Raw genomic sequence first — 21,484 nt, forward strand, 5'->3', positions numbered from 1 at the left:
GCTAAACTTTAGACTTTATTTTTCCCTAATTTTTATGGTATTTTTTAATAATAGGTATTTTAATTGAAATTAACTTGAGTATTTAGAAAGAAGTGATGACATGTCGCCGCACTATCACTTTATCATTAACCCTGTTGCGGGAAGTGGACATGCTAAAATAGTTTGGCCAAAACTTAGACAGATTTTACAGACACGCAATATTTCTTACAGCTTTGATGAAAGTCGTTATCCCGGCCACACCGAAAAACTTTGTCGCCAATACGCCCTTAACCATCCCCAAGCTGTAATTGTTCTTTTAGGTGGAGACGGAACTTTACATGAAGCTGTCAACGGATTACATAAAGAAACCAAGGTTAGTGCAACCTTAGCCTATATTCCCTGTGGCTCTGGTAACGACTTTGCTAGGGGACTTTCCATTCCAGCCGATCCAGTTAAAGCTTTGGATAAAATCTTGGCGGCTAAAGCTCCGCGCCTGGTCGATATCGGGCATTACACAGAAAAATTCCGCAATGAATCAGCCTTTTTTACCAATAACATTGGCATTGGCTTTGACGCCCAGATTGTATACTTGACCAACCATTCTCCCCTTAAGAAATGGTTAAACAAATACCACCTTGGCTTTCTTTCCTATGCCGCCCTCTTTTTTAAGGCCTTAAAAAAGCAGCCCACCTTCAAATTAGAGGTAACCAGTCCCAAAGGGCACCAAGTTTTTGAACAAGCCTTTTTATGTACCACCACTAACCACCCTTATTTTGGTGGCGGGGTTAATTTAATGCCCACGGCCAAAATAAATGACGGTAAATTAGACTTGGTTGTTATCGAAAAAAAACGAACTTGGCCTTTTTTAAGATTATTTTTATTAATGATTTTACCCGGCCATTTCCATATCTTTTCACGCCGAGTCCACCACCTCCAGGCTCCCAAGCTTAAGTTAGCCGTCTCTTCAGCCGAGTACGGTCAAGCCGATGGGGAAGAGATGGGGACTGAGCCATTTGAAATTAGCTTTTCCATCAACCAACAAGCTTTCTTATACTAATGTAAATAACGACCGCCTGAAAACACATCTAGCGATATGCTTTCAAGCGGTCGTTATTAATTTATTACTTTAAAATCTTTCGCGCCACATAGTTAGCGTAATATGGCTGTCCCTTAACATTAGGGTGAACCTGATCATTATAGAACCATTCAGAGTGATTACGACTGTAATTATACCAATCTATGATTGTTAAGTTATGGTATTTTTTAGTAGCCTTAGTCAAAGCATTGTTTACCGTATTTTGCCAACTCTTAGTTGGAACGTAGACGTTAACCCAGTAAACCTGCCGGTCACCTAAAATAGCCATAATCTCTGCTAACTGGTTATCGTTAAAAGAACCATTTGTCCCTTCAACTAATAGGACTACGTTGGCTAACTTACCATTAGCGGCTAATGATTTCAAAACAGGAATTGTATCGTAGACTTGCCGCCCCACCTTACCGTCCACATACATTTGGGGGAAGATTTCCGTTAGCTTAGCCGAAGTATCGGCCAAAACAGAATCACCAACCGCAGTAATTTGTAACGTTTGCGCTTTAGCCAACTGTTGCTTGGTTAAGCCCGTGGTCAGCTGGAAGTCCTTAGGAGACTGAGAAGTAGCAGCCTCATTAATATTTTTAGAGTCTTTAGTAGCTTTTTTAGTAGTTCCTATCTGCTTATTTTTTTGGGCTGCCTGCTTAGTGTTTTTAGCAATGGTTTCTTGGAGTTGTTTACTCTGCTCAGAGCCAGGATCTTTAGCCGGTAAAAACATTCCCACCACTGCCGTCACGATTACGATAACTGGCACTACCAACAGCCATTTTTCTTGAGACTGTTTGCGAAGCAAACCATTTAAATCAACCCCCAAGCGCCGGTAATTATAGCGCTGTAGCGGCCTTTCTATGTAGCGATAAGATAAAGCACTAATCACTACAATCAACAAAATTTCAATCAGCGCATGGATAAGGGGATGGTTACCGACTGCAATCTTACTTTCGTAAAAAATCATTACCGGATATTGGTAGAGGTAAATTCCGTAAGAACGTTTTCCCAACCAAGTAAAGACCTTATTAGTAAACAAGCGGTTCATATCCGCCCCTGGATGAGCTACGGTTGCAATAAAAATCATCGCAACTAAAGAAAATAAAAACATTCCGCCCCTATAAATCGTAGCGCTTTGTGAATCCATCTTGAAAAAACAAGTTAGAATAATTGCTAAACTAATCAAGCCTACCACGTCAACCATCAAACTTAAGCGGCGATCAAGCTGCCGTTTTAAGGCGGTGCTTGGCCAGATAAAGGCTAAACTAGCCCCTAATAAAATAGAAAAAGTCCGAGTATCGGTTCCGTAGTAAAGCCGTGATGGGTCAATTCCATCATGGTAGATAAACGCCATAGCCAAGGCAGATACCCCAGCTAAAACAAATAGGATATCAAAAATCTTAACCCTCTTTTTAATAAAGGTTAAGGCTAGAATAATTAATAGCGGCCACAAAAAGTAAAACTGACCTTCAATCGATAAGGACCACAGGTGCGTAAATGGTGATTCGCCCCCAAACTTGTCAAAGTATGACTCGTGGTGAGCAATTTGAAACCAATTATAAACATAAAGAAAGTTACTAATCACTATCCCCTTAAGGTTAGTTAATAAATTTCGTTGAAAAACCGTGATGTAAGCCGCAGTCGTTAGCACCATCGTTACTAAAGCAGGATATAAGCGCCTTATTCTGCGGAGATAAAACGCCTTAACATCAATTTTGCCGTATTCATCCCACTCTTGTAAAAGTAGGTCAGTTATTAGGTAACCTGACACTACAAAAAAGATAGGCACCCCTAAGAAGCCACCTGGCATCGTAGCTGGCAAGATATGATAACAAATGACTCCGATTACCGCTAAAGTTCTAATTCCATCGAAACCCGTGATGTAACGGCTGTGCTTTAACCTTCTATTCATACTTTACGTGTTTGTGTAAAACACCTTCCCCCCTCTTATCAGGAATGACTCCCATTCATTATACTCATAAACTTCAACTTGGTTCAATAGCCTAACTAGAGTTAGGACCACTTTTATTCTATAATTATTTCCAAAGGAAAGGAGCTGTTGCATTTGTTAGTCAAAGATTTTTTAACTGCCACTAAAGGCATCGATTACTCACGGGAATTGTTTTGGCAAGCTCCGACCAAGCAACTGATTCCGTTGGCAGAAATTATTGTTAACTCTGATAGCGTCTTACTTATAGCAGATGCCACCCTCCAGCTTCCTGCCTTAACACTACTGTCGGTTCATAATGACTTAGTCCAAATCTCCCAATCTCTACCTATACTTTTAAGAACCGCGACTAAGCCCAAGCTGCATTTTTACGGTTACCATCTCCAAAATAACCAACTAATCATTCGCTAATTGCGGTTGTCGCTTTGATTAGGGCTAGTGTTAAGTTTTCCTTTTCCATCTAAAGTGTGTTTATCCAAAATATACTCTGTAATCAAGCTAACAATCTGCTTATTTTGTGGCAAACTAGAATGTTGCGCATCCACTCCAGTTACAGTTATCTCCGTAAAAGACTTGACCTGGTTTTGGTAAACATATTTACCAGCCTCCACACTATCTAGTGGAACCAAGCCATCAGATTCATAATTCTGAGTTCCGGCGACTGAATAAACAATTAAATTACTAGGTAGATTCACTTTATTTTTGATAAAACTAGCTAACATTTGTGTTTTGTTGGCTGTTGATTTTTCAGCGAAGTTAAACGGTGACCCAATCGTCATCAACTTTTTTATTTGAGCATCGTCTTCATTAAAATACTTTTCTAAAAAGGCCGTGTAAACTAAGCCACCATTAGAATGACCGATTCCCTTAAAATTATTGAAATCATACCTGTTAGTCAAAGCCGTAAACGCCTTATTAAACATCTTAGCTTGTTTTAAAATATTGTCATAGCCATCATGGTTATTTTCAAAGCCGACCACAATGAATGGCTCGTTATCTTTAGGGTTAATCTTACCTTGATAGGTAATTTTACCGCTATTCCAAACCTTGACCTTAAGTAGACTGTGCTTCTTAAAACTTTGCTTATTTATCAGTGAAACTAAACTATCAAAGCGATTTTCGGTAGCCGAACTGCCTGGAATCATGATAATCGGTGACAATTTTGAATTATGCCACTTAGTCAAATTAGCGACATTATCCTTAGTCCAAAAATAGGCAGGCCAGGCTAAGGCTAGAATTAATAAAAGTGAAAATAGTAAACTGGCAATATTCTTACGTCTCCGCACGTTAAATCCCCCCAGTCAATTTACAACTAACGGCATCTGCTACTTTTACAAACGGGATGTAAAGTAACACATCTATCCCCAAAAGTACTATTCCTAAAACTAGACTACTGATGCTGGCATTAGTCCCAATATAAGCCACCAGCACCCCAGGAGTCCCCACAGGAACAGGGTAGGTTAAAACTGTAATCAGCTGCCATTTGATGGCTAAACTAGCAATCAGCATGTTAAAACAAGGAGCTAGCACAAAAGGAAGCAGGTACAAGGGATTAAATAGCAGGGGCAAGCCAATCATTAACGGGCTATTAACGTTAAAGAAGACCGGCAAAAATGACCAGCGACTTACCCGCAAAGCCCGGTGACTATTGCTAACAAGACTAATTGCAATTAGGAGTGCTAAGGTGGCCCCAACTCCTCCAAACATTCCAAAGGACTGATATAAGGTTGTCACCGTGTATTTATAGGGAACATTGACTGCTGAACCATGACTTAAAGCATAGTTTAAATTATCCAAATACTTCTGATCACCATAAACAGTCCCGATGGTATTATAGGGCCCACTTAAACCTAACCAGTTTAAAAGGTTACTAATGATTCCTAACCCAACTACCGTCCCCACCCGGTCTTGATTATCAGCAAATGCTTCCATGCCCGCAAAAAAATTGGTAACTGCATCTTGGCCGCTAAAAAAGGCCAGCGCCAAATTAAATAATAGGCATAATAATAAGGCTAGCGTAATTACTGGTAAGGCTGCAAATGCACGAGCCAAGACGTCATCAGTCCGCTCAACTTGTCTAGCAGTTTTTTTACCTAATAAGTTAAATAAGTTGCCAACTAAACAACCTACTAGTAAGCCCAATAATAATCCTGGCGTCCCCAAGAGGGCCCAGTTAAAATTTAAGCGCCCAGTTCCATCAAGGGGCCTTATTACCAAAATCAAAAAACAAACCAGGCCGGTCAACCCCGCCATTGCTCCATCCTTATGCAGGTATTTGGCCTGATAATTAGCAACTTGGTAGGCCGCTAACAAGGCACTAATTCCTAGCGTAAAAAAACTTAAATTCGTAAAAAAGTAATAAATTTTCTCAAACGCCGGCACCTTATCACTCAACTGAAAAATACTATTCAAAAAACCTGTTTGGGAAAACACACTCTGCGCTAAAATTTGCATAAAACTTCCCAAAAGAACGAATGGAAAAATCATTACTAACGTACGACGGACAGCTTTTATTGTTGGTTGTTCCTTTTTTTGCGCCATCCAAGCTACCAATTTTGTTACCATAGCTACACCCTACTACATCAAATACAAGCTACTGAATAAATTATGTCCTAACTCGTAACAACATAGTCTTTCCTTTCTCAATTTAATTGCCAAAAAAGCCAACCAAGAAACCTTGGCTAGCTTCATTAATTTAATAATCCCCTTGCAGATTTTGCCATTTTTGGCTATAGAAATAATCATTAATCCGATAACTTGGTGCAGGTTGCTTTTTAGTCAAGAAGGGCTTAACAGCTTGATCTAATTTCAACCAACCACGCCACCCCAAGTGAATCGTATCTTGCATAAAGTATTTTTCGCCCCCATCTTTAGACAAGTCAACAATATTGTTAAAACCTTGACTTTGAAGTTGGTACTTAATTTTATTATCAAATTGGGCTAACATCTTTAAAGATAAGCCCGTATACTGAGACCATTGTCTATTGACAGGGGGAATGACAAACAATACGTCCGTTTTATCTAAGGCAAACTGATTTAAAACTAATTCAAAATCACTATACTCAGGGGAGGCTAAGTAGTTAAACTTAGCTTGTCTGCCCTTTAGCTGCCGATAATTATCCTTGAGCCGCTTATTCCAAAATCTATCACTGATGCGGAAAGGATTGTTGCCTGTCTTCTTTTCACCAATTTCCATCGCCAGTTTATCTAAGTGTTCAACAGAATACTCAGCCGGTAATTGTTTAGCCGCCTTGGCTAGTTTTTGGGTCCGCAAATTCATATGCAAACTGGAGAACAATTCGTCTTCCCTACTTAACTCATTATACTTTAGCTTAACATATGTCAGCTGACCTTTACTCAAAGCTTGCCCTTGAGCAATTGTATCCACGGCATGTGCGATTCTTTCATCCGAGTGAACAGATGGCATCATCAATAAGCGTTTAGCTGCGTGCCTATTCATCACAGTTGGCTTAGCTGTTTTCAACCAGGTAACTGCTTGCAAGTTTGAATAGTAATAAGAAAAGGCATTCTTATCAATTCCCTGTTTTGTAAACCATTGGGGGGAAATGACAAAGACAACTTTTTTATGGCTAATTTCTGAGTTAATTCCTTGCATTGCAAAAAAATGAGATAGGGACTGAGAACCTGCCGCTCCTAACAAGAATGGCCGGTAAGGGCGCTTATATTTAGCCGCTAGAACTGCAGGATGGAAGGGATCCATCCGTGACAATTCAGATGAGCCCATAAAGGCAACGTAATTCTCAGACAAAGCCGCCTGTTTAATTGCATTCCCCTTGAAAATATTAGCACTTTGAGAAATTGCTGCTCCAGGCAAGACTTCTTGATTCACTTTTAACTTATAGGGAGTTACCATGAAAAGCAATAACGCCACGATAGCAATTACTGCTGGTCCTAAGATTAGCCATAGTCTCTTTTTCAAACTCATTATTTCATAGCTTCTACTTTCGCAATAATTTTGTTAGGAGTGTCCCATTCACTACGTTCAAATTCAGAAACTGGCACTTGAATACCACATTGATTATCCAATTCGAGTAACATTTGAACTGTCCCCATTGAATCCAACAAGCCGTTGTCAAACAAATTAATGTCTAAATCTTGTTTTACTTCTTCGCTACCTGTTAAATCTGCCAAAATATCTAAAACTGTATCTTTCATCTTAAATTACTTCCTTTGTTCAAAAATTAATTATTTAAAAAATAGTTTATCTAGAAAACCTGAGAAAATCAAAAAACTAAAACAAACAACGTTAAAGGTTACAAATATTCCGATATACTTAGTTAGCCAATTACTTGGAATATGTGCTTGGTGCTTCTTTTTAAACCGTAACCACATATCACAGATGATAATGGCGCTAGCATGAAATAACCCGTAAACGATATAATACCAAGTTAACCCATGCCAAAAGCCCATTATTAAAAATAGGGTTAGGTAACCTAAATTGGCCAACGTAATCTTGCTTTTAACTAACTTCTTTTTCATCAAGAAAAAGACTAAGCGCATGTAGATATAATCCCTAAACCAAAATGACAAGGTCATGTGCCACCTATTCCAAAATTCTTTGATATTTTTAGAAATAAACGGCTGGTTAAAGTTCATCGGAGTTTCAATCCCCATTAGGTAGCTAGTCGCAACCGCAAAGAAGCTATAACCTGCAAAATCAAAGAATAAATCCATTGAGTATACGTAGGTATAAGCGACTAGGTATTTAGAAAAGCCCCCGTGAATTAAAGCCAAGTGTGCTACTCGAGGTTCCAACACACTCCCAAAATAGTAGGCCAGTAAAAACTTATAGAGAAAGCCTAAAAACAAATACCACACTGCCTTTTCAAGCAACTGCAGGTACTTACTTTGGCTTGGAATTTGGCGATAATCTTTGATGAAGCGCCGGTAACGATCGATTGGACCGGAAGAAATAGTTGGGAAGAACAAAATAAAGTGTAACACTTCTAATAACTTTAATTCCTTAATTATTCCATCCCTAGTTTCCATAATCATTCCAACTACCTTAAAGGTTAGGTAACTGATTCCTAAAAAGCCCAAAAGCGAATTTCTCCCCGCCATTATCGCAGGCGTTACTTTAACAATTACCAAGGGGAGAATTGCCAAGCAAACAGTCAAAACAAAGACCCACGTCTGATTGTGTTTGCGGCGATACTTTAGGTAGGCAAAAATTAATCCGACTTCAAAGAGTACATAAATTATCAGTGCCACTCCCTGCTGCCATTTATCGGCATCAAAGATTAAAAATAAGAATATTAGCGAAATTGCCGTTTCATATAGGCGCCACCTTTTGCCCAACAGCAGACCGACTACAATGGGAGCAAGCCCCAAGAGTAAGTAAACAAAATAAACTGGATTAGCATATGGTTGTAAGTTTGGCATTAGCTATTGACCTCTTGCATCAATGATTTGCGGTCAATCTTCCCATTCATGGTTAACGGTAATGAATCTACATACTTAAACCTTTGCGGAATCATGTAATTCAAAGTTGTCTCTGCTAATTCCTTTTTAATCGCTTGGGTTAGGGCTAATTCAGTTGGGTAGTCATTTTTTTCGGCAACCACGTAGGCAATTAATTGATTTACCTTATGGTCTTTATCGTATTTAGGCACCGTGGTAGCTTGATTAATTAGAGATACCTTGTCTAAATGATGGTCAACTTCTTCTAACTCAATTCTAAAACCATGCATTTTAACCTGGAAGTCTAACCGCCCTTTATAAAAGAGAAGCCCTTGATCGTCGAACTGTCCTAAATCCCCCGTCCGATAGGCTGCTTTTCCTTGGTATTCAACAAAGGCATGAGCTGTCTTTTCTGGATTATTAAGATACCCCTTAGAAATCCCTGGCCCAAGTAATAAGATTTCTCCTGGTTGACCAACTTCAACAGGCTGCAAATCGTTATCCACTAACACTATTTCGCTTTCTCTTTTAACATAACCGATAGGTAGGCGCCCATAGTTATCTAAAATTTCCCGGGAAATTTCAACCGCACTAATTGCCACCGTTGCTTCCGTTGGACCATAAGTATTATAAATCTTAGCCGCAGGGAAGCGTTGCTTCAACATTGCCGCTGTCTTGTGGGTCAACTCTTCTCCACAAAATAGGAATGTCTTCAGTGCAGGTAAATGTTCTTGGTCAAAGGTTGGTTGCATTAAGCAAATATCCATGAAGGAAGGAGTTGAAACCCAGGCGTCCAATGATAATTTGGGCAAGGTCGCAAATAATTCCTTAAAATTATCGGTTATTTGTCGAGGTAAGACTGCTAACTTACCACCCATGCTTAAGCTTGGATAGATACTCATTACCGATAAGTCGAAGGAATATGGAGCTTGCGCAAGAAAAGTTGCTCCTGACTCCAAGCCAAAATCCAGTTGCATCCACTTCACAAAACTCACTAAGTTATCATGACTTATTTGAACCCCTTTAGGTAAACCAGTCGTCCCCGAAGTGAAGATAATGTAGAAATTTTCTGCCCCGCTTACATAATGTTTCTTAGCAATCGGCGCTACTATCTGCTTTAAAATTACCTCTAGTTCGGTTGGTTCAATTACAGGAATCTCCACTGTCAATTCAACTTCTTCCGCCTTCACACAAGCGACGGGTTGGGCAATTTGATTGATGATTTCTAGTCGTTCCTTAGGTGAATGTGAATCTACCGGAATATAAGCATGACCTGCCTTAACACACCCCAAGAAAGTAGCTAACGTGGCAAATTCTTGTCCACCATAAACCATAATGGGACCAGCGCTCAAGTTCATTGTTAGTAACTTATGCGCCACTGCGTCAGAGGCTTGTTTTAATTGTTGGTAAGTATATTCTTGCCCTAAGTAATCATAAGCTAAGCGTGTAGGTTCATTTTGAGCCCACAAATCTATTTGCTCAATTAAATTCATAATCTGACTCCTCTTTAAAATTCATTATAAATAAAGTGTGGTTGATTAATTCCACTGTAACTGTACAAATAAACTAAGCCTAACAAAATAACAAAATAAAAAATAGTACGCATAATAAAGTTGAAAACTGAATTATGCCATAGTTTTTTTAATTCTTGCATTAAAATGCTCCTTTGCATTAAAGCTTCATTTACTCTTTTTAGGATAGAACTATTACAAAGGTATTACAATAAACAAACTTTAAACTCTTTTTAACGAATATTTACGTTCTGCGGTAACTAATAAAAAAGCTCCCCGTAAAAAATGTTTACGTGGAACTTCTCAAAACCTTATTCGTTTAGTTTTTCTAAGGTAGCTCTAACCTGACTCACTAATTCCCGGCTACCAGAAAAGACAATGTGATCGCCCAATTGAATGCGCGTAGAACCATGTGGCGCGATTGATTTATGATTGCGGAAAATCCGACTGATAGTGATTTCTTCGATAAATGGTAACTTATAAAGTTCTAAGCCATCAAATTTAGCATTATTAACCGTTAATTCATACAGACGGGCATCCCCGCTAGTCAAAATCTGCATAATGGATGGGGATTCTATCATTGATCTCATCATACCAACCCTGGTATCAAAGCTACTGTAGTATTCTATCCCTTGTTTTTCACATTCAGCTTCCTGCTGGGAGTTAATTACTGGATCTGGATTATCTAGGCGTGCAATTACTCGCTCTACCCCATATTCCTTAGCCGCCAAAGCAAGTTGGTAGTTAATGTCAAAATTAACGTGACCTAAGACTAAAATATCCGTATCAAAAGCACCACTTGCAATCGCGGTTGCTTTGTCCATCCTAGTCAATAAGTGAACATTAGCCTCAGAATCGTAAGTAGTATAATTCTTCTGACTATCTGTATATAAATCTACCTCATACCAACTTTGGCTTAACTGTTGGGCTGCAGAAATCGTCACTAAGTTAGCCCCAATAAAGTGCACCTTGGTCTTTTTCTTATCTGTTGGCTCAGGACGATAAAGTTTGTTGAATAGTAAGGGACTGATGATGCATGTTAGCAAGCCAGCCAGTAAGAACGCGCCTGATTGTTGCGCAGTTACTACCTTCAATTCCTCAGCTACGGTTAAAGTTGCTAACACCAAGGTGATGGTTGTGCTAGCTAAAAACGAGCCCGCCAGTGCATTTTTAGAACTAAAGTATTTTCTTAAAGCTAGGTAAGCTGGTAGTTTGGCCAACACATAAGCTAAAAAGAAGAGCGGAATCAGTACTAAGGTAGTTGGCGAGGTTAGTAGGGCCGGAATGTCTAATTTCACTCCCGTCATAATAAAGAAGAAGGGAATTAAAAAACCATACCCGATTGAATCTAACCTTTGTTCCGTATCCTCAGCAGGTTGTAACAACTTAAAAACAATTCCTGCCACAAAGGCCCCGAGGATATTTTCAGCTCCCACCTTTTCGGCCATCCACACTAACATAATAATCACAAAAATCGCCAACCTAATGTCTAACTGGGTGGTCGATTTATTAATGGTGTCAAAAAAAGTAAAGAATGACCGAAATTTCCTAAATAAGAAGGCCGCCACAATGAAGAGAATTGAAATCAACCAAATACTAGCGCCATCCCCCGCTACCAAGGACGAATAAAGGGTTAGCAATAGCATAGGCACGACTTCTCCCAAAACGGCAAACAATAAGATTGCTTGGCCAAAGGGGCGACTAAGTAATTCGTTTTCTTTCAATAACGAAATAACAATCCCTAAAGAAACCGTCATGAATAAGATTGTAGCTAACCCAATATCACTAAATAAGCCGGTAACATGAAATACCAAGGCCAAAATTACAGCTGTAACCGTAGCCAGTATATATGCACCCACTGCTGCCTTTAACGGTGAAACCGTCGGTTCTTGGTTAGCCTTTTTCTTAGCCAGTGGTGTTTGTGGACCAGCACTTTTCTTAAACAAGCTAAAATCTATTTCCATCCCACTAAGAAACATCAATAATAATACCCCAAAGGTCGAGGCATATGACAGTAACGGTCCCGTATGGACGATATTAAGTGCACTTTTACCTAAAATAATCCCGACGATAATTTCTGCCACCGAGGTAGGTAAAATGCCAATTTTAAACCGTGACAAAATCATTGGCGTTGCAAAGGCCGCCAAGGTCACTAATACCAAGGAAAAATCCATAATTAAAAGTCCTTTCTCTCGTTTCAAATTAAGTCCATTTTATACTAGCTTGAGTTAGCGGGCAAATATTTCAGCCTATTTCCCGGGAAATAACTTTAGCTATAAATCAAAAAGCCGTAATTTTGCCAAAGCGCAAAATTACAGCTCTTTTTATTTCGCATATTCAATCGCCCTTGTTTCGCGAATAACAGTCACTTTAATGTGGCCCGGATATTCAAGCTCATTTTCAATCTTTTCCTTGATTTCCCGAGCTAACAATGTAGCCTGTAAATCACTGATTTCATTAGGTTTAACAATTACGCGGACTTCACGCCCTGCTTGAATAGCATAACTCTTTTGGACTCCGTTAAATTCATTAGAAATATTTTCCAATTTTTCTAAACGGTGAATATAATTTTCCAAAGATTCACTCCGTGCACCAGGACGTGCAGCTGAAATTGCATCTGCAGCTGCTACTAGCACAGCAATTACTGACTCTGGTTCAACATCTCCGTGATGCGAAGCAATCGTATTAATTACCGTCTTACTTTCCTGGTACTTCTTGGTTAATTCAACCCCAATTTCCACGTGTGAGCCATCAACTTCATGATCCACCGCTTTACCAATATCGTGTAATAATCCCGCTCTTTTCGCCATTGTAACATCTTCGCCTAGTTCGGCTGCTAACACACCAGCAATCTTAGCCACTTCAACAGAATGGTCTAAAACATTTTGCCCATAACTAGTCCTATAATTCAAGCGCCCAACAGTCTTAATCAAATCAGGGTGCATTGAATGCAAGCCTAAGTCAAAAATAGCTGTTTCACCCTTCTCCCGAATCTTGGCATCCATTTCTTTAGTGGATTTCTCTACCATCTCTTCGATACGGGCAGGATGAATACGTCCGTCTTGAATTAATTTCTCCAAGGTCATCTTAGCTATTTCACGTCTGACAGGGTCAAACCCACTTAAAACAACTGCTTCTGGTGTATCATCAATGATTAGGTCAATTCCCGTTAAGGTTTCTAAAGTCCGAATATTTCGACCTTCACGCCCGATAATCCGGCCCTTCATTTCCTCATTAGGTAAGTTAACCACAGAAACTGTCGTTTCAGAAACCATATCTGCAGCCGAACGTTGAATTGCCTGGGAAATTAAATCCTTAGCAATTCTATCAGCCTTAGCTTGTGCTTCTGCTTCACTGTCCTTAACCATTACTGCTAGGTCATGACTAAGCTTTTCACGTGTATCCTTAATTATAAGTTCCTTTGCCTGGTCTTGGGTCAGTTCAGCCACTTCTTCGAGTTTAGTTTGCTGTTGCTCTACTAACAAATCTACTTTATTGCGCTTGGCAACTATTTTTTGTTGTTCAACATCTAATTGCTTTTCTCGTTTACTAATTACATTTTCACGTTTCTCAAGGCCATTATCCTTACGATCCAATAATTCTTCTCTTTGTAATAAACGATTTTCTTGTCTTTGAATCTCTGAACGACGTTCTTTTAATTCACTCTCTACTTCACTGCGATATTGGTGACTTTCTTCTTTAGCCTCCAATATCACTTCCTTCTTTTCAGCATCCGCCTCTTTACGTGCTTGTGCTAAAATTCCAGCTGCGGTTTGAGTAGCTTGATCAAGTTTTTCCTCATAGTGCCGCTTTCGATACCAAATTCCGCCAGCAAAACCAAGTAACAACGTTATAATAGCGACGGCGGGGATTACAATAATAGAACTCAAAATTTGCACCTCCGACGTCAATTAATGTTTACAACTAATTATATTTGTTTGATTATACACACAAGAATATTTTAATGTTTTTAACGGGCCAATGTCAACATAAATAAGTTCATACCTTGTTTTTGTCGCAAAAAAATATAGTAGAAACAGCTAGGTTCCTACTATATCCTTCATTTATTTCTTATCTTTGGCCGTCTTTTCCTTAGCATCCGGCTTGTCTTGCTTATCGCCAAGTTTCAATTCTAATTGTGCCTCTTCATCGGCATCAGCAATCCCATATGCCTTTCTGACTTTGAGATAAATCTCATTCATCATTTCTGAATGTTCTAAGAGGTATTTCTTAGCATTTTCACGGCCTTGACCAATTCGTTCCTCGCCATAAGAGAACCAAGACCCACTCTTATTGATAATGTCTTTTTCGACGGCCATGTCAATTAATTCACCAGTCTTGGAGATACCTTCCCCATACATGATGTCAACTTCGGCAATTCTGAATGGAGGCGCAACCTTATTTTTGACAACCTTTATCTTAACCCGGTTCCCAATAATTTCAGAACCATCCTTAATTTGTTCAGCCCGTCTTACCTCTAGACGAATAGTGGAATAAAATTTTAAAGCCCTTCCCCCTGGAGTTGTTTCAGGGTTACCAAACATAATCCCCACTTTTTCACGAATTTGGTTAATAAACAAGGCGATGGTCTTAGTTTTATTGATAGTCCCGGATAGCTTGCGCAATGCTTGCGACATTAATCGTGCTTGCAGCCCTACGTGGGAATCACCCATTTCTCCCTCAATTTCGGCCCGAGGTACCAAGGCAGCTACTGAGTCAACTACCACAATGTCAATTGCACCGGAAGAAACCAAGGCATCGGCAATTTCTAGCCCTTGTTCCCCCGTATCTGGTTGTGATAACAAGAGTTGATCAATATCTACCCCTAGAGCAGTTGCATAAGCTGGGTCAAGTGCGTTTTCAGCATCAATATAAGCGGCAGTCCCACCATTTTTTTGAACTTCAGCCACCGCGTGCAAGGCTACCGTTGTTTTACCAGAACTTTCAGGCCCATAAATTTCAACAATTCTTCCTCGAGGATAACCACCGACTCCTAAGGCTTCATCCAAGGCTAAAGAACCACTAGATACGGTTGAAATTTGCGTATCAGCTTTTTCACCCATTCGCATAATTGAACCCTTACCGAAATTCTTCTCTATTTTTTTTAAAGCTACGTCTAACGCAGCTTTTCTTTCATCAGCTACCACAAAGATACCTCCTTAGCTCAATCTTTTCTTTAATCATACATTAGTTTGGTGATAAATTGCAAGCATAAAAGAACTAATTTTCGCTTAACAATTCTTTTCTGACTAAATCTAAGGCAGTCAGCACCGCTCTTGCTTGCACATACTTTCTCTGCCTTGGGAAATGGAATTTTTGGGCATAACCAGCTTTATTTCGATAAGCAATTCCAATCCAAACGGTCCCCACCGGTTGCCCCTCTAAGCTATCAGGACCAGCTACCCCAGTCAAACTAACCCCCACATCGGCTCCTAGCTTTTGTTTAGCTTGCTCAGCCATTAAAATCGCAGTCTGTTCACTAACGCTCCCATGCTTATCAATGACCTCCGCTGGAATAGCTAACAATTTTTCCTTAGCATAGTTTGCATAGGTGACAAAGCCTCCCATAAAGGCTTGCGAAGCACCGGGAATACTTGTTAGCGCCGCTTGAAGTTGACCACCTGTTAGACTTTCTGCCGCTGTTATGGTTAGGTGTTTTTCTATTAACTTAGTCATTACGACTTGGGCTAAACTATTATCATCACCATAGCCATATAAATATTGACCACAGCGCTTAGCAATTTTACTTTCTAGCCCATCAAGTAAGGCCTGCGCTTCTTGTTCGTTTTTAGCACTGGCCGTTAACCGCAAAGTAACCTCATTATCCTTAGCATAAGGTGCTATCGTTGGGTTAGTTTGATTTTCAATTAAATCATCCAACTGGCTAGCTAATTGCGATTCCCCAATACCAAAGAAACGTAGTACCCTTGAACTTAAAAGTTGGTCTTGTCGGTAAGCTTGTTTTAGCAAGGGTAAAGCGACCTTAAACAACATTGGTCTTAACTCACTTGGCGGTCCCGGTAGCAACATAAAATCAGGTCCCTGCTCAGCTTGATAAAAGTCACCCACGGCTAGCCCCGTTTCGTTTGCAAGCGGCTTGGATCCTTCAATATAAAGGGCCTGCAAGCGATTGTTAGCCGTCATCTTGCGCTGACTAATTTCAAAGTGACGCTTAATCTTAAGCATGGCCGCTTCATCTTCAACTAACTGCTTACCTAGATAAGCTGCAACAACTTGCTTAGTCAAATCGTCTTTAGTTGGTCCCAAGCCCCCAGTAAGGATCACTAGGTCACTTCGTTTAGCCGCCAAATCAATCGCAGCTCTCATCCTAACTTCGTTATCGCCAACCACGGTTTGGTAATAGACATCTATCCCCAAATCGGCTAAAACCTGACCGACTAACCTTGTATTAGTATCAATAATTTGGCCTAATAATATTTCTGTTCCTACTGCAATTATTTCTGCATGCATTTTATCACTTCACTTACTATTAATTAACATTACTATAACACATAAGTCTATTTTCTTCTCTATATTTAATATACGCAAAAAAGAGCTAATTAATTTAAAAAAGTCGAGAAAAATTAATTTCTCGACCATTAATTATTACTTGCCACTCTTAAATGAATCGGCAAAGACAAACCGGGCATTGTAAAAATAATCACACCCTGAGTAAACCGTAAAGAATAAGCAGATATATAAAAGTACCTGTCCGATTGGGAAGCCAATATTTGCAAACAAGACGTTATTTAAGAATAAAAAGATGATTGCAAACATTTGGGTAAAGGTTTTAATCTTTCCTGGCATCGCAGCCGCCATTACCTGGCCATCGTTTTCTACCACAATTAAGCGCAAACCAGTAACTGCTAATTCCCGGCAAACAATGATAGCTGCCACCCATGAAGGAACTTTACCCATTTCTACCAAAATAATAAATGCTGTCATTACTAGCATTTTATCGGCCAAAGGATCGGCAAATTTACCAAAATTAGAGACAAGGTGGTGTCTTCTAGCAATTTGTCCATCTGCAAAGTCTGTAATTGACGCCACCGCAAAAATGATTGCCCCCAATAATTGGGTAACCGGGATTGGCGTTCCCAAAGCGTTAACCTGCCCCCAATTTAGCGGTAACAACAGCACCAACATAAAAATTGGAATCAAAATAATACGCATAATCGTTAACTTATTTGGTAAGTTCATTTTTTTCTCCCCTTACTAGTCCTTGACGTTAATTACAATTGTCCGAACGGTAGTGGTTGCATCTTCCTTTAGGAAATTGAACTTCTGTCCGTTAATCGTGATAGTGGTTGCTTTGGAATTACCTAAATTAAATGTTATTGACTCAGTTCCAGTTGGCAAAGTCACAGTGTGTGAAGCCCCTGAAGACAGGGTTCCTTGCCATTGTTGGCTTCCATTAGCACTAACCGCCATCCAAGCAGTTGCATCTGCTCCAAGTTTAATGGTTGTCTTAGCCTTTGAACCTGTTAACTCATAAGTAAAGGTTGACGCATCAACTTGAGTGCTAGTGATTTTTTGCTTAGAGCTAGTTTTTTTGCTAGTCTTTTTAGTTGACTTAGCCTTCTTAGTAGCAACCTCAGTCTTCTTTTCGCTACTTACACTCTTTTCACTACTTGCCTTTTTGGTACTGCTTGCTTTTTTGGTAGTTGAACTAACATCTGAAGAAACAGACACCTTAGAACTGCTACTATCAATCTGTGCATCAGCCTTTTTATTATTAAGGGTAACAAAGTAAATTGACCCGACAATAGCAACTACAACGACCACAATAATAATTGTTGGCAAATAAGTATAGAGTGTTTCAAATTTGCTTGGGGCTTTATTACTTTCCGTTAATTTACGCTTTTTAGTCCTTGAATCCACAACTTCTTCAGGAGTTGCTTCTTTATCTTTACCAGTTTGCTCAGCCAGTTGTAACAATAATTCCTTAGAATCCAAATCAACTGCCTCAGCGTACTGCTTAACAAACGCACGGACATAAAACTCCCCTGGAAGAGCAGCAAAATTATCCTCTTCAATGGCAATCAAATACCGTTTTTGAATTTTTGTATTTTGTTGTAAGTCATCTAAGGTTAAGCCCTTATCTGAACGAGCATCTTTTAAAGTTTGTCCAATACTCATTTAACCACGCCTCATTGCTTTCTATTAAAAATATAAAATAAGTTCCACAAGCTAGTATAGCATAGCTTGAATTATTTTTTTAGCAACTACCAAAGAATTTTAAACTTTTCCTTACTTTAGCCAGCCACCACTAACATAAATAGTTTGTCCTGTAAGATAACCTGCCTTTTGAGCCAATAACGCTGACACCCAATAGCTGATTTCTGTTGGGGCAGCAAAACGACCGGTAGGAATTTCCGCACTGACACTGTCCTTATCAGCTTTTGAAAAGACTTGGTTCATTTGCGTATCAACCGCTCCGGGGGCTACTACATTGACTGTAATTCCCAAAGACGCAACCTCTTTGCTATACGCTAAGGCAAAAGCAGAAAGCGCCCCTTTAACCGTACTATACGCAACTTCCATCGCGCTCCCTGCTCCTCCATAAACGGAACCGATAAAAACAATCCGCCCCTGCCCACTACGAGCAAGTTTTTCTTCAAGTTTTTGCAATAACAGTAGTGGGGTTTGAACTTGCATCTGCCATAAAGTCGCCAGTTGTTCGGCCTTCAAGTCATGAAACAAGCCATAATAGGTTGTCCCCTGGGTAAAAATTACTGCATCCAAAGAAAAAATATTAGTGGTAATTTGTTCCAAGTGGTGACTATCACATAAATCATAATGGATACTCAAAAAATCTTGCTTGGGATAGTCGGCCTGTAATTTTGCTTGGAGGTTCATCAACTTAGTTTCATTTTGATAATAATGGAGGTACAAGGACCACCCCTTCTTAGCCAAATCATAAGCGATATTTTGGCCAATATCGCCAGAAGCCCCTAAAATCAACGCCCACTTCACTTAATAATCATCCTTTCGGTAAAATTTGGAAAACACTAATTGCCTCCGGTTTTATGAATGACTTAGCCACCGCAATTATATCCTCTAAAGTCAGTTCCTCAATCACTGGCACAAGTTCAAAAACGGTTGCCCCTTCAAAGAGGTTCGCTGAATAACGATTAGCAATTGCTTCCAGCGAATTCATCGCTTGAATGTAACGCCCGATAAATTCCCGTTGAGCTAATTCAAATTCAGCTTGGCGGTTACTTAAAGAACCGACTGCATTCTCGGCAATTTCGATAATGGCATTGCTTAAAGCCTGGGGTTGGTCACTATCGCCACTAATCACCGCAAAATGAAAGCCGCGTTCAAATGTAAATTCATAGCCAAAGCTATCATCCAGGATTCCCTCTTGATATAGTTTTAAGTACTCTGGCGCTGACTCACTGTACAAAAGGTATAACAATAATTCTACAGCTAGCTTGTACTTAAGCCCAGCTTTAGTGGTGCTAACTTCGTCCAAACCTTTTATTCCGACCATCGTTTTAGGTCGATTTACATTTAATTCCAACATCCTATACGGAATAATGTCACTTCCACTTGAATCAACTTCTAGTTTAGGGCGCTTAATTTCTTGGGGGGCGGGGAATTGTTTTTGAGCCTGGTTAGCCTCGATTGTCGCTAAGATTTCATAGATATCAAAATTTCCCACCAAAAATAAGGACATGTTTTGGGGCTGATAAAAAGTTTGATAACAAGTATATAAATCCTCAGTTGTTATTTGACCAATCGATTCAACGCTCCCAGCAATATCTATGCTTAAGGCTGTGTTAGGATACAGATTCCCTATCATCCCAAAATATAAACGCCAACTAGGGTCATCATCGTACATCTTAATTTCTTCAGCAATGATGCCTTTTTCCTTGGCCACCGTTTGCTCTGAAAAATATGGCTGTTGCACAAAATCTAGTAAAATTTCGACGCATTTTTTAACATTATTTGTTGCCGAAAATAAATAACTTGTTTTAGTAAAGCTGGTAAAGGCATTAGCCTCCGCTCCATATTTACCAAATAATTCAAAGGCATCGTAGTCTTCTTTTTCAAATAATTTATGCTCTAAAAAGTGTGCAATTCCATCGGGAACCTTGACAAACTCAGTATCTTTTGCTGGAACAAAGGTATTATCAAGTGAACCATAATTAGCCGTCATCACCCCATATGTTTTGTGGAAGTCATTTTTAGGCAAAAGATTTACTTGTAATCCATTTTGTAAAGTTACCCGGTATAAGGTTTCCCCAAATTGTTGGTATTCTATCTTTTCCATTAATTAATCTGCCCCTTTAAAAAATAACTAACCTCAAGCTTAGCCAAGGCTGCTACCGCTTGAACATCTGCCACACTCACGGCCATAATTGCCGCTTTCCACTCACTAGCTGTTACCTTACTTTGGCTAAGCTGATCCATTGTAGCTTGAATCAAGGCCGTTGCTTGGGAATCTTGTCTAATTTCATAGTCGGTTATCAATTCCTGCTTAATATTAGCTAGTAATTGAGCTTCAACATCCCCAGCCACTAACGCAGCTAACTGTTGTTCAATTAGATCCAGCACTTGCTGTTTTTTGTCCGCCTGAATCCCGGTTTGAACAAATAACACCTGCCTTAAGCTATCAAAACTACTATTAGCATAATAAGCCAAGCTAGCCTTTTCTCTTACATTTGTAAATAATTTTGATAAGGCCGAACCACCAAATAATGCGTTAAATACCAAGGCCGCATAATGATACTTGCCCCGATATTCCACCGGAAAATGGTACGCTAAGTCTAACTTGGATTGATTCAAATCCTGTTGTTCTTCGTAAGCCACTAGTTTATTCCTAGCTGTCTGCTTGTAGGTTAGTTGATACTTACCTACCGTTCGGGGAGTAAACTTTAACTGTGCTATTGCAGCTAGCACCTCATCGCTAGCAAAATCACCAGATAAGGTAATAATAACTTCATCATGAGCTAACATTTCTTGGTAGTAAGCATAACACTCTGCCGCCGTTAAAGCCGCCAGATTCTCCTTATCACCATAAGGTGGAATCTGGTGGACCGGATCTTCAAAGTAAGCCTGCTGCAATTTTTGAAGTGCATAAGCTTGCTTATTGTCTTTTATTGACTCTAGGTAGGCAATTAGATTTTTCTGTTGCAAAGTAAACATCGTCTGGTCAAAAGCTTGGTTAGTTACCAACGGGTTGAAGATTAATTCTTGCAAAAAATTAATCGCTTCAGTTAGCAACTGTTGCTTTTCTTTAAGATAATGATCATTAACCACCCGCATTTCAAAATTCACTAGGTGTAGGTTGCCCCGGCGGTTAACACTAGTTCCAAATGTCGCCCCGTAAAGAAAAGCTAGTTGATCAGAAATTGCCTTTTGGTTAGGATACTTTTGACTACTTACCTCTAACATATTGGCAATCAAGGTCCGTAAAGCCACCGTCTTTTTAGAAACAGCAGCCGTTGCAAATGTTAGGTTAATTCTACTAGTTTTAAACTGTTTGCTAGCAATAAAATCTAGGGTTACCCCCGGTACTATTTGTACTTGCAAAGCTCT

At 39.5% G+C, this 21,484-nt stretch carries 19 protein-coding genes; 2 read left to right on the forward strand and 17 right to left on the reverse strand.

What is annotated here, in order from left to right; translation table 11 throughout:
• Window positions 1-100 precede the first annotated feature (100 nt).
• Window positions 101-1,036 carry a diacylglycerol/lipid kinase family protein gene (locus N4597_RS08145; protein ID WP_167589011.1) on the forward strand — a complete coding sequence of 312 codons (936 nt, stop codon included), beginning with the start codon at window positions 101-103 and terminating at the stop codon, window positions 1,034-1,036.
• Window positions 1,037-1,100: 64 nt separating this feature from the next.
• Here the strand turns inward: N4597_RS08145 and N4597_RS08150 are convergent, their stop codons facing one another.
• On the reverse strand, window positions 1,101-2,969 hold the full coding sequence (locus N4597_RS08150; protein WP_260903355.1) for an acyltransferase family protein: 1,869 nt from the start codon (window positions 2,967-2,969) through the stop codon (window positions 1,101-1,103).
• A 153-nt stretch (window positions 2,970-3,122) separates the two neighbouring features.
• On the opposite strand from N4597_RS08150, the gene N4597_RS08155 reads away from it, so the two are divergent.
• Window positions 3,123-3,416: a hypothetical protein gene (locus N4597_RS08155; protein WP_056977006.1), complete on the forward strand. Its 294-nt coding sequence runs from the start codon at window positions 3,123-3,125 to the stop codon at window positions 3,414-3,416.
• Here N4597_RS08155 and N4597_RS08160 read toward each other — a convergent pair.
• The 16 genes from N4597_RS08160 to yfmF all read right to left on the reverse strand — a co-directional run bounded on the left by N4597_RS08160 (window position 3,413) and on the right by yfmF (window position 21,478).
• A complete protein-coding gene (locus N4597_RS08160) occupies window positions 3,413-4,291 on the reverse strand; it encodes an alpha/beta hydrolase (RefSeq protein ID WP_089145021.1) in 879 nt (292 codons plus the stop codon). The genes N4597_RS08155 and N4597_RS08160 overlap by 4 nt on opposite strands.
• Before the next feature lies 1 nt (window position 4,292).
• Complete coding sequence (locus N4597_RS08165) at window positions 4,293-5,570, reverse strand: PTS transporter subunit EIIC (protein ID WP_260903359.1); 1,278 nt, start codon at window positions 5,568-5,570, stop codon at window positions 4,293-4,295.
• 130 nt (window positions 5,571-5,700) lie between these two features.
• Window positions 5,701-6,951 (reverse strand): D-alanyl-lipoteichoic acid biosynthesis protein DltD, encoded by a 1,251-nt coding sequence (gene dltD / locus N4597_RS08170; RefSeq protein WP_260903361.1) that lies wholly within the window; start codon window positions 6,949-6,951, stop codon window positions 5,701-5,703.
• Window positions 6,951-7,181: a D-alanine--poly(phosphoribitol) ligase subunit DltC gene (gene dltC / locus N4597_RS08175; protein ID WP_167589016.1), complete on the reverse strand. Its 231-nt coding sequence runs from the start codon at window positions 7,179-7,181 to the stop codon at window positions 6,951-6,953. The genes dltD and dltC overlap by 1 nt, the downstream gene beginning before the upstream one ends.
• A 30-nt stretch (window positions 7,182-7,211) precedes the next feature.
• On the reverse strand, window positions 7,212-8,408 hold the full coding sequence (dltB, locus tag N4597_RS08180; protein ID WP_260903366.1) for a D-alanyl-lipoteichoic acid biosynthesis protein DltB: 1,197 nt from the start codon (window positions 8,406-8,408) through the stop codon (window positions 7,212-7,214).
• Window positions 8,408-9,919 carry a D-alanine--poly(phosphoribitol) ligase subunit DltA gene (gene dltA / locus N4597_RS08185; protein WP_260903370.1) on the reverse strand — a complete coding sequence of 504 codons (1,512 nt, stop codon included), beginning with the start codon at window positions 9,917-9,919 and terminating at the stop codon, window positions 8,408-8,410. Before dltA ends, dltB begins: the two co-directional genes overlap by 1 nt.
• A gap of 14 nt (window positions 9,920-9,933) precedes the next feature.
• On the reverse strand, window positions 9,934-10,080 hold the full coding sequence (locus tag N4597_RS08190) for a teichoic acid D-Ala incorporation-associated protein DltX (protein ID WP_089145026.1): 147 nt from the start codon (window positions 10,078-10,080) through the stop codon (window positions 9,934-9,936).
• Window positions 10,081-10,248: 168 nt separating this feature from the next.
• Window positions 10,249-12,111, reverse strand: coding sequence for a monovalent cation:proton antiporter family protein (locus tag N4597_RS08195; RefSeq protein ID WP_260903374.1), 1,863 nt, complete (start codon window positions 12,109-12,111; stop codon window positions 10,249-10,251).
• 150 nt (window positions 12,112-12,261) lie between these two features.
• Complete coding sequence (rny, locus tag N4597_RS08200) at window positions 12,262-13,827, reverse strand: ribonuclease Y (protein WP_089145028.1); 1,566 nt, start codon at window positions 13,825-13,827, stop codon at window positions 12,262-12,264.
• 174 nt (window positions 13,828-14,001) lie between these two features.
• Window positions 14,002-15,084: a recombinase RecA gene (gene recA / locus N4597_RS08205; RefSeq protein WP_260903377.1), complete on the reverse strand. Its 1,083-nt coding sequence runs from the start codon at window positions 15,082-15,084 to the stop codon at window positions 14,002-14,004.
• A 73-nt stretch (window positions 15,085-15,157) separates the two neighbouring features.
• Window positions 15,158-16,408 carry a competence/damage-inducible protein A gene (locus N4597_RS08210; protein WP_260903379.1) on the reverse strand — a complete coding sequence of 417 codons (1,251 nt, stop codon included), beginning with the start codon at window positions 16,406-16,408 and terminating at the stop codon, window positions 15,158-15,160.
• 135 nt (window positions 16,409-16,543) lie between these two features.
• Complete coding sequence (gene pgsA, locus N4597_RS08215) at window positions 16,544-17,137, reverse strand: CDP-diacylglycerol--glycerol-3-phosphate 3-phosphatidyltransferase (RefSeq protein WP_056976996.1); 594 nt, start codon at window positions 17,135-17,137, stop codon at window positions 16,544-16,546.
• A gap of 15 nt (window positions 17,138-17,152) precedes the next feature.
• Window positions 17,153-18,076, reverse strand: a complete 924-nt coding sequence (locus tag N4597_RS08220) for a helix-turn-helix domain-containing protein (RefSeq protein ID WP_172576561.1) — start codon at window positions 18,074-18,076, stop codon at window positions 17,153-17,155.
• Between the two features lie 111 nt (window positions 18,077-18,187).
• Entirely contained in the window at window positions 18,188-18,913 is a 726-nt protein-coding gene (gene ymfI / locus N4597_RS08225) for an elongation factor P 5-aminopentanone reductase (RefSeq protein WP_101811123.1), read from the reverse strand.
• A gap of 7 nt (window positions 18,914-18,920) precedes the next feature.
• Window positions 18,921-20,216 (reverse strand): EF-P 5-aminopentanol modification-associated protein YfmH, encoded by a 1,296-nt coding sequence (gene yfmH / locus N4597_RS08230; protein WP_260903382.1) that lies wholly within the window; start codon window positions 20,214-20,216, stop codon window positions 18,921-18,923.
• Window positions 20,216-21,478: an EF-P 5-aminopentanol modification-associated protein YfmF gene (gene yfmF, locus N4597_RS08235; protein ID WP_260903383.1), complete on the reverse strand. Its 1,263-nt coding sequence runs from the start codon at window positions 21,476-21,478 to the stop codon at window positions 20,216-20,218. The genes yfmH and yfmF overlap by 1 nt, the downstream gene beginning before the upstream one ends.
• Window positions 21,479-21,484: the final 6 nt, after the last annotated feature.

This window comes from Ligilactobacillus agilis (assembly GCF_025311475.1).
Taxonomy (GTDB): Bacteria; Bacillota; Bacilli; order Lactobacillales; family Lactobacillaceae; genus Ligilactobacillus; species Ligilactobacillus agilis.

Bases quoted from the DNA above. Each gene is read 5' to 3' on its own strand.
- N4597_RS08195 (WP_260903374.1), bottom strand. From the start codon at position 12,111: ATGGATTTTTCCTTGGTATTAGTGACCTTGGCGGCCTTTGCAACGCCA.
- yfmH (WP_260903382.1), bottom strand. From the start codon at position 20,216: ATGGAAAAGATAGAATACCAACAATTTGGGGAAACCTTATACCGGGTA.
- dltA (WP_260903370.1), bottom strand. From the start codon at position 9,919: ATGAATTTAATTGAGCAAATAGATTTGTGGGCTCAAAATGAACCTACA.
- pgsA (WP_056976996.1), bottom strand. From the start codon at position 17,137: ATGAACTTACCAAATAAGTTAACGATTATGCGTATTATTTTGATTCCA.
- N4597_RS08210 (WP_260903379.1), bottom strand. From the start codon at position 16,408: ATGCATGCAGAAATAATTGCAGTAGGAACAGAAATATTATTAGGCCAA.
- dltC (WP_167589016.1), bottom strand. From the start codon at position 7,181: ATGAAAGATACAGTTTTAGATATTTTGGCAGATTTAACAGGTAGCGAA.
- dltD (WP_260903361.1), bottom strand. From the start codon at position 6,951: ATGAGTTTGAAAAAGAGACTATGGCTAATCTTAGGACCAGCAGTAATT.
- N4597_RS08145 (WP_167589011.1), top strand. From the start codon at position 101: ATGTCGCCGCACTATCACTTTATCATTAACCCTGTTGCGGGAAGTGGA.
- N4597_RS08150 (WP_260903355.1), bottom strand. From the start codon at position 2,969: ATGAATAGAAGGTTAAAGCACAGCCGTTACATCACGGGTTTCGATGGA.
- dltB (WP_260903366.1), bottom strand. From the start codon at position 8,408: ATGCCAAACTTACAACCATATGCTAATCCAGTTTATTTTGTTTACTTA.
- N4597_RS08165 (WP_260903359.1), bottom strand. From the start codon at position 5,570: ATGGTAACAAAATTGGTAGCTTGGATGGCGCAAAAAAAGGAACAACCA.
- N4597_RS08190 (WP_089145026.1), bottom strand. From the start codon at position 10,080: ATGCAAGAATTAAAAAAACTATGGCATAATTCAGTTTTCAACTTTATT.
- N4597_RS08220 (WP_172576561.1), bottom strand. From the start codon at position 18,076: ATGAGTATTGGACAAACTTTAAAAGATGCTCGTTCAGATAAGGGCTTA.